The sequence below is a fragment of the Microcystis sp. LEGE 08355 genome, from assembly GCF_015207185.1.
GTDB lineage: Bacteria > Cyanobacteriota > Cyanobacteriia > Cyanobacteriales > Microcystaceae > Microcystis > Microcystis panniformis.
This window is the reverse complement of the sequence record NZ_JADEXI010000249.1, coordinates 1-6,557: the sequence shown is the minus strand read 5'-3', so window position 1 is coordinate 6,557 and position 6,557 is coordinate 1. Positions and strand designations below refer to the sequence as shown.

The following is a 6,557-nucleotide window of genomic DNA, read 5'->3' as shown; positions in this document are numbered from 1 at the left end:
TTTTTGCTCAACCCTAGTTAATCAGTCTTCAAAAATAAGTAAAAATTATAAATTTAAGATAAACAATTAAAATATTTAAATACTTTAGGCGATTAGTTAAATGTAAAAAGTAAGTTACAAGATTTTGATTTTCCCAGAATTTGCCAAAATTTGGCTGTAAATCGGGGTTGCCTACATTTATTAATATGATATGATCGTGGTATGCTGTGGGCTTAGTTTAACCGTTAAGCCTTAAATCAACGCAAAACCAAGGCAATCAGGGGACTATATCGATTCTCTTGCCCAAAAAAAGCTCCTAGAAATGACATTTTTTTGTGTGACAATTTTTGAAGTTTTGTAAAGGCTATTGACTTAAAGCCAGAATTGTGTAAGTCTCCCCGATCCCAACTCCGGCGCTCATAGACAGTCAACAGCTAATCAAGTTGGAAACTAGGAGGAGAGGTCAACTCCTAGTCCCCTGTTTTTTGGGACATCAATTCCGCTTAAGGTACTTCAGTCCAGCGCCTAAGCCTCCTAGTACCAGCAAACTCAGCACAGTTGAGGGTTCGGGAATCGGGGCAGAAAAGTTAGAAATCGTCACACTACCGGGTCCAAAAATGTTGTCAAGAGTGTAAACACGGAAACCGAAACTGTCGCCAGCTAGGACGTTAAACGTCGATGTCCCGTTACTTGGACTATCAGTCAGGAAGGAGAAGCTGCCGTTGAGCAGATAGCCGAAGCCATCCCAGGGAGGACTATCAGCAGACGAATAGTTCCAATCAAACGTCACCGTCCCAGCCGCAGCCGCAGTGGTGGTGTAGTCTGTGGTTCCAAAACCACCAGAACCATTGTTCCCCCCAGTCAGGCTAATGGACGCGGGAGCGCCGCCGGTATTGACGAACCCGTCGGCATTATTATTGGTCAATGTCCAATTAATGGGATCGTAAGCGTCTTGGAAACCGAACACTGTTGCGGCACTAGCACCAGAAGCAGCGGCTAGAGTGAGGCTAACAGTAGTGACAGTCATTGCGGTCTATGACCGCAATGACTCGAATAATTTTGGCGATTTGGTGGCCATGGCCCTGGAAATAAATTAATGTACCCCTTAAAGTTAAGGTTGATCAAAATATTTTTCAAGAGCCTTTTTTTATAGAAGTAATTCAATCCTATTTATATAGATAAGTCAATGGTTGGTTCTCTTATTCTTTGTGTGATAAGTTCAATTTATATAGTAGCGATCGATCTTTGTGTCCTTTGTGTCTCTCTGGTTCTTTCCACTCATTCCCCCGCAAATCTACTCAAATCTGGCACTACTGATTTGATATCCCAGTTTGAAGATGGGCTGAAAACTGGCGCAATGTGGACATCGATCGAAAGACTAAGCTAAACTGGTAATGACTATGTATTAGGGCGGAGGTCAACGGATACAACTATGGACAATTTGGAGGTAAAACAAAAACCGATCCGGTGTTTAGAAGATGCGATCGAAAGGTGTCAAACTTTAGGAATGCGGGTTAGTCGTCAGCGTCGCTATATTTTAGAATTGCTGTGGCAAGCGCAGGAACACCTATCAGCGCGAGAAATTTATGATCGTCTCAATCTGCAAGGAAAAAACATCGGTCATACCTCAGTGTACCAAAACCTAGAGGCCCTATCGGGTCAAGGCATTATCGAATCTGTGGAACGCTGGGACGGCAGACTCTACGGTAACATCAGCGACTCCCACAGTCACATCAATTGTCTGGACAGTCAAGAAATCATCGATGTGCATATCGAACTTCCCCCGGAATTAATTAAACAGATCGAGGCATCGACGGGGGTAAAAATTACCGATTATCGCATCGATTTCTATGGCTATAAACAAAACAAATGAGCCAGATCACTGTATAATCAACCCTGTGAATAGTATCCGTTGACAGGCTGCAACTCTTGTGATCGATCGCCCTCTCACCCTAATTATCATCGATAATGACCCGATTTTCCGCTTGGGTCTAGTGCAGGCTTTGTCGCAGATAGAAAATATTAGTATCGTCACCGAAGGGGATTTAGAAACAATTTTCGCTTTGACTCTTAATCCGGCCCCCGAAATTATTATTATTGATCCTCTCTTTGATTGGTCTTACTGTGAAATTCTCCACTCTCGCTATCCTGAAAGTAAAATTGTTCTATTAACCTTTCCTCTCGATTCCAGGCAGCAACTAATCGCCAGAGAATTAGGCATCGCTGGTTATATTCCCAAAGGCACAAACCTAGAGCAATTTATCACTATTTTAGGGCAAATTTCCCGGGATGAATCCCATGATGTTGTCCCTTCTCCTCTCACCATTGCTACCCGTGCAAGTTTAGCTCCTAGTCATTGGTTAATCAGTGCTGGCAAAACGGGATTAAATCGCATCGAAAGTGAATTACATTTAATTGATCTCCATCTCAATCAACAGTCTTTATCTGGCTTTGATCGCTTTTATTGGCAGGGAAGAAAACGAGAACTCTTAGCAGCTCTATGGCTAGTGAGAAAACTAATTCCCCTGGAAGGTAGCTATTACAATTCAGCTTCAGTCACACCCCCGGTAATAATTAACAATATCGATCGGGAATTACCAATTTTAAGCCGCGAGCGTCCCCTCTGTGTTTCGGCGGTTTTTGAGTCCACTTTAGCAGTCATTCGATCGCCTTTAATTAATAGAACCAAGATTAGTTTTGAAATTGATGTTTTACAGGATAATCGGCAACGGGAATTATTGTATTTAGTTCTCGATGAAATTCGCAAAAATGTCGATGAAATGAGATATTTACAGGTTAGCAGTGGGGAATTAACCAGTCGCTTAAATCTGATTATTTATGATATCTGGGAGAAAGTTACCCGTAAATTTTTAGAAATTAATGGCTCGGTTTCTGACGAAATTAGTAAAAGCAGACTTAACGAAATTATTCTGGAAGAAAGAGAGGCAATTCAAACAGAAATCCTCAATAAAATTCCTTTTACTCTTGACTTATTTTCCTATTTAGTGTACGAAAATAGTTTAACTATTGACGGAGTAGGATACCGAGCTAATGCTCCTGAAACCATCGCCAGAGCCGAAATTCTGCTGCAAAATCTCATTCATAATCTTGCCAATGCAGTGACAGTAATTATTCTCAATAACTTCTCGGAATCGGAAAGAATCAAACAAAAACTTTACCGTTCAGAATTTCTCATCGCCAGAAAATTAGCTAAAATCCGCAATGAATTATCTTGGAAATACCGACGGCAACAATATTGGCAAGAACCTAAAGATATCTTTGAAAGTCAATATCAATTATTTCACTATAGCGAGGGAGAAATCCAATCTCTAGCCATTTATTCCCCTCGACAGGAAGAATTAAACAGTTTAACAGGCATACCCTGGTTAGTTTCGATCGCCTTAGAATTAAGAGACTCTTTATCTCCTCGTTTACGGGCTTTTTTTCGGGTGGTGGGTAAGGGAGTAGTCTATATTCTTATCCAAGTTATCGGTAGGGGTATTGGTTTAGTAATTCGCGGGGTTTTACAGGGAGTCGGTAACACTTGGCAGGAAGTCAAAGGTAAAAAGGGATCATGAATTATGACTGATAACTGATAACTGATAACTGATAACTGAAGTAGTTATAATTAAATTAAAGATGGATTTTGCCTCTGATCCCCACTGCCCCTAGGGTTGATTCATAGTAGGGTTGATTCATGAATCAACCCTACCCTGCCCCCTTGATAAGGGGGGTGTCTGACAACTTTTAACACCTATCTACTTAACTGAAGTGACAGTAACTTTTACAATTCCTTGTCAAAACTGTATTTATCGCGAATTTGTCCGACAAAAAACTGTCCTTTCGATGGTGCGGACTGAAAGTCTTTATATACTGCCAAAGGTAGATCATGATAAAGATAGATGCCACCGTGATTAAATTCCACTTTCAGAATTTTTTTTTCCTGATCGTAGTCAAAAGATTTAATCGCTGTACTTTGACTTTTTAATAAGGGGAAAGCAATCACATCGCGAATACTGGCAGAATCGGTTAATAACATGATCAGGCGATCGATGCCAATTCCTAAGCCTCCCGTGGGGGGCATTCCGTATTCTAAAGCGGTTAAAAAGTCCTCATCAACTCCCTGCGCTTCCAAATCGCCGGCCGCTTTTTTGAGTGCCTGTGCTTCCAATCTTTGCCGTTGGTCGATGGGATCGGTTAACTCAGAAAAACTATTAGCTAATTCCCGTCCAACCACATATAATTCAAATCTTTCTACGAGGTCAGTTTTTGAGCGATGGGGTTTAGCTAAAGGCGAAATTTCCACGGGAAAATCTAGCACAAAAGTGGGCTGTATTAGGGTTTCTTCGACTTTTTGTTCAAAAGCTTCATTTAAGAGCTTACCAATGGTTTTACAGTCCTCTGGAACGCCAATGCCGGCATTTTCTGCGGCAATACGAGCCGACTCGAAATCCTCAAAACTATTCAAGTCAACCCCGGTTATTTCTTGGACTAATTCGTGCATAGTCACTCGTCGCCAAGGAGGAGTTAGGTCAATTTCCCTGTCTTGATAGGTGATTTTCAGCGTACCTAAAACATCTTGTGCAGCATTAACAATAATGTTTTCGGTTAACTCCATCATGTCATAATAATCAGCGTAGGCCTGATAGATTTCGATGGAAGTAAACTCGGGGTTATGTTTAGTAGAAACCCCTTCATTCCGAAAAATTCTGCCTAACTCAAAGACTTTTTCAAAACCACCCACTATTAATCTTTTTAGATGTAATTCGGTGGCAATGCGGAGATATAACTCCATCTCCAGCGTATTATGATAGGTGATAAACGGTCTAGCATCGGCTCCTCCCGCTTCACTTTGTAGCACAGGAGTTTCAATTTCAATAAAACCTTCTTGATCTAAATATCTCCGAATAGCAGCGGTAATTTGGGCGCGACGGCGAAAAGTTTGTCGCACTTCCGGATTAACAATTAAATCCACATATCTTTGTCGATAACGTTTTTCTACATCGGTTAAACCGTGCCATTTATCTGGTAGAGGTAAGAGGGATTTGGTGAGAATTTCGTACTCGTTAACATAGATAGATAATTCGCCGCGTTCTGTGCGTTTAATTGTGCCTTTTGCTCCTAAAATATCCCCCGCATCGGTCAGTTTAATCACCGTGTTAAAGGCATTCGGCACGGCGGCCATGGTTTCACTAATGCGTTTTTTATCGAGGTATAATTGAATCGTTCCCGTTTCATCTTGCAGGTTAAAAAAGGCTAGTTTACCCATAATTCTTCGGGCAATAATCCGACCAGCAATGGCTACTTCTGTGCTAATTTCTTCCCCCGGTGCTAAGTCAGCGTACTGCTCTTGTAATTGTTGAGCGTGAGCGGTAGATTTCCACTGGTAAGCGTAGGGATTTAAGCCAGCTTTTTGCAATCCCGCCACTTTTTCTAAACGAGCAGCCCGGATTTCTTCGAGGGTAGAGGAGGGTTGATTTTCAGGATTTTGTGCTTGAGATGCCATCGTTTTCTAAGAGGAACAATTCTGGGGGATTTTTAGGTTTTGGGGATTTCAGTTATCAGTTATCAGTTATCAGTTATCAGTTATCAGTTATCAGTTATCAGATGTGAGTTAAGTGGGTGGGTGGAATTAAATATAAGATAGACGTAGGTTGGGTTGAAGCATGAAACCCAACGCCTGCCCATGTTACGCTACCGCTAACCCATCCTACAAATAATTGTGCCTCCCTACTTATCAGTTTACTGTTTACTGTTCACTGTTCACTGAAAAGTTATCGTCCCATTTCTCGCTTTAATTTTTTCAATTCTTCTTCCATTTCCCATTCTTTAAATTTTAGATCGAGATGATCGTAGTTCGAGCGCTGATAGTCCGATTCTTGGGGTTGATCCCAAAAAGTGGTTTCCCAGTCACGCGACTGATTTTTAGGGGCTTTTTCGGCTTTAATTTGCACTTCCTGACGACGTTGTTGGACTTGTTGCAGTAACTCTTGGGATTGAGTCAGACGTTTTTTCACCCCTTCCATCCGTCCCCAAAGTTGATTACCCTGACGGAAGAGGGCTGCCTCGCGTTCACTGGCAGCCTTAACCAAGTCCTGCCGTCCAGCAGCCTTAGCCTTATCAATTCTAGCGTGCCAAGTTTGGATATCTTGGGCAGTGGCCAAAATTTGCTGTTCGAGACGTTGACGCTCATTTTCTAGGGCGGTAATCAGTTTAGCAGTATCGCGCTCCTGTTCGCGCAGTTGTTCCACCAGCGCCTGTAATTCTAATTGGGGATGACTTTTGAGAAATTCTTCCAGTTGGGTTTCAAGAAAGCGACTGACATCATCAAATAGATTGCCCATCTGTGCAGTATCCTAAATTTGCAATTAAAGTCTAGGAGCGATTTTAATCCCCCTCTTTTTAGCATAGGCTAGATCAACCATAGATTTAAATATATTTGGGAAAAGTAGTACAAAAATGTTATTCGGCTGCCGGTTAGGGACGGGGAAACCCGTATGATAAAACTAAGTAGCTGGTTATAATTAAATTAAAAATGGATTTTAGGTTCGATCCCCCCTTCCCCCCTTGATAAGGGG

At 41.7% G+C, this 6,557-nt stretch carries 6 protein-coding genes; 3 read left to right on the top strand and 3 right to left on the bottom strand.

The genetic code is table 11. From position 1 onward, the window contains the following. Positions 1-472: 472 nt before the first annotated feature. Positions 473-1,006, bottom strand: a complete 534-nt coding sequence (locus IQ242_RS13540) for a PEP-CTERM sorting domain-containing protein (RefSeq protein WP_193960322.1) — start codon at positions 1,004-1,006, stop codon at positions 473-475. Positions 1,007-1,165: 159 nt separating this feature from the next. Here IQ242_RS13540 and IQ242_RS27145 point away from each other — a divergent pair, with 159 nt between their 5' ends. From IQ242_RS27145 to IQ242_RS13530, 3 genes are read left to right on the top strand one after another with little or no spacing between them, the layout of a single operon-like run. Continuing rightward, positions 1,166-1,366 carry a hypothetical protein gene (locus IQ242_RS27145; protein ID WP_370582994.1) on the top strand — a complete coding sequence of 67 codons (201 nt, stop codon included), beginning with the start codon at positions 1,166-1,168 and terminating at the stop codon, positions 1,364-1,366. A gap of 45 nt (positions 1,367-1,411) precedes the next feature. Beyond that, on the top strand, positions 1,412-1,852 hold the full coding sequence (locus tag IQ242_RS13535) for a Fur family transcriptional regulator (protein ID WP_016515658.1): 441 nt from the start codon (positions 1,412-1,414) through the stop codon (positions 1,850-1,852). A 58-nt stretch (positions 1,853-1,910) separates the two neighbouring features. Beyond that, on the top strand, positions 1,911-3,557 hold the full coding sequence (locus IQ242_RS13530; protein ID WP_193960321.1) for a DUF3685 domain-containing protein: 1,647 nt from the start codon (positions 1,911-1,913) through the stop codon (positions 3,555-3,557). A gap of 206 nt (positions 3,558-3,763) precedes the next feature. Here IQ242_RS13530 and lysS read toward each other — a convergent pair whose 3' ends face one another. Continuing rightward, positions 3,764-5,485, bottom strand: a complete 1,722-nt coding sequence (lysS, locus tag IQ242_RS13525) for a lysine--tRNA ligase (RefSeq protein ID WP_193960320.1) — start codon at positions 5,483-5,485, stop codon at positions 3,764-3,766. A gap of 268 nt (positions 5,486-5,753) precedes the next feature. Next, positions 5,754-6,323 (bottom strand): TIGR04376 family protein, encoded by a 570-nt coding sequence (locus tag IQ242_RS13520; RefSeq protein WP_193960319.1) that lies wholly within the window; start codon positions 6,321-6,323, stop codon positions 5,754-5,756. Positions 6,324-6,557: the final 234 nt, after the last annotated feature.

Coding starts and splice junctions, on each gene's coding strand:
- IQ242_RS13535 (WP_016515658.1), top strand. CDS start 1,412: ATGGACAATTTGGAGGTAAAACAAAAACCGATCCGGTGTTTAGAAGAT.
- lysS (WP_193960320.1), bottom strand. CDS start 5,485: ATGGCATCTCAAGCACAAAATCCTGAAAATCAACCCTCCTCTACCCTC.
- IQ242_RS13520 (WP_193960319.1), bottom strand. CDS start 6,323: ATGGGCAATCTATTTGATGATGTCAGTCGCTTTCTTGAAACCCAACTG.
- IQ242_RS13540 (WP_193960322.1), bottom strand. CDS start 1,006: ATGACTGTCACTACTGTTAGCCTCACTCTAGCCGCTGCTTCTGGTGCT.
- IQ242_RS27145 (WP_370582994.1), top strand. CDS start 1,166: ATGGTTGGTTCTCTTATTCTTTGTGTGATAAGTTCAATTTATATAGTA.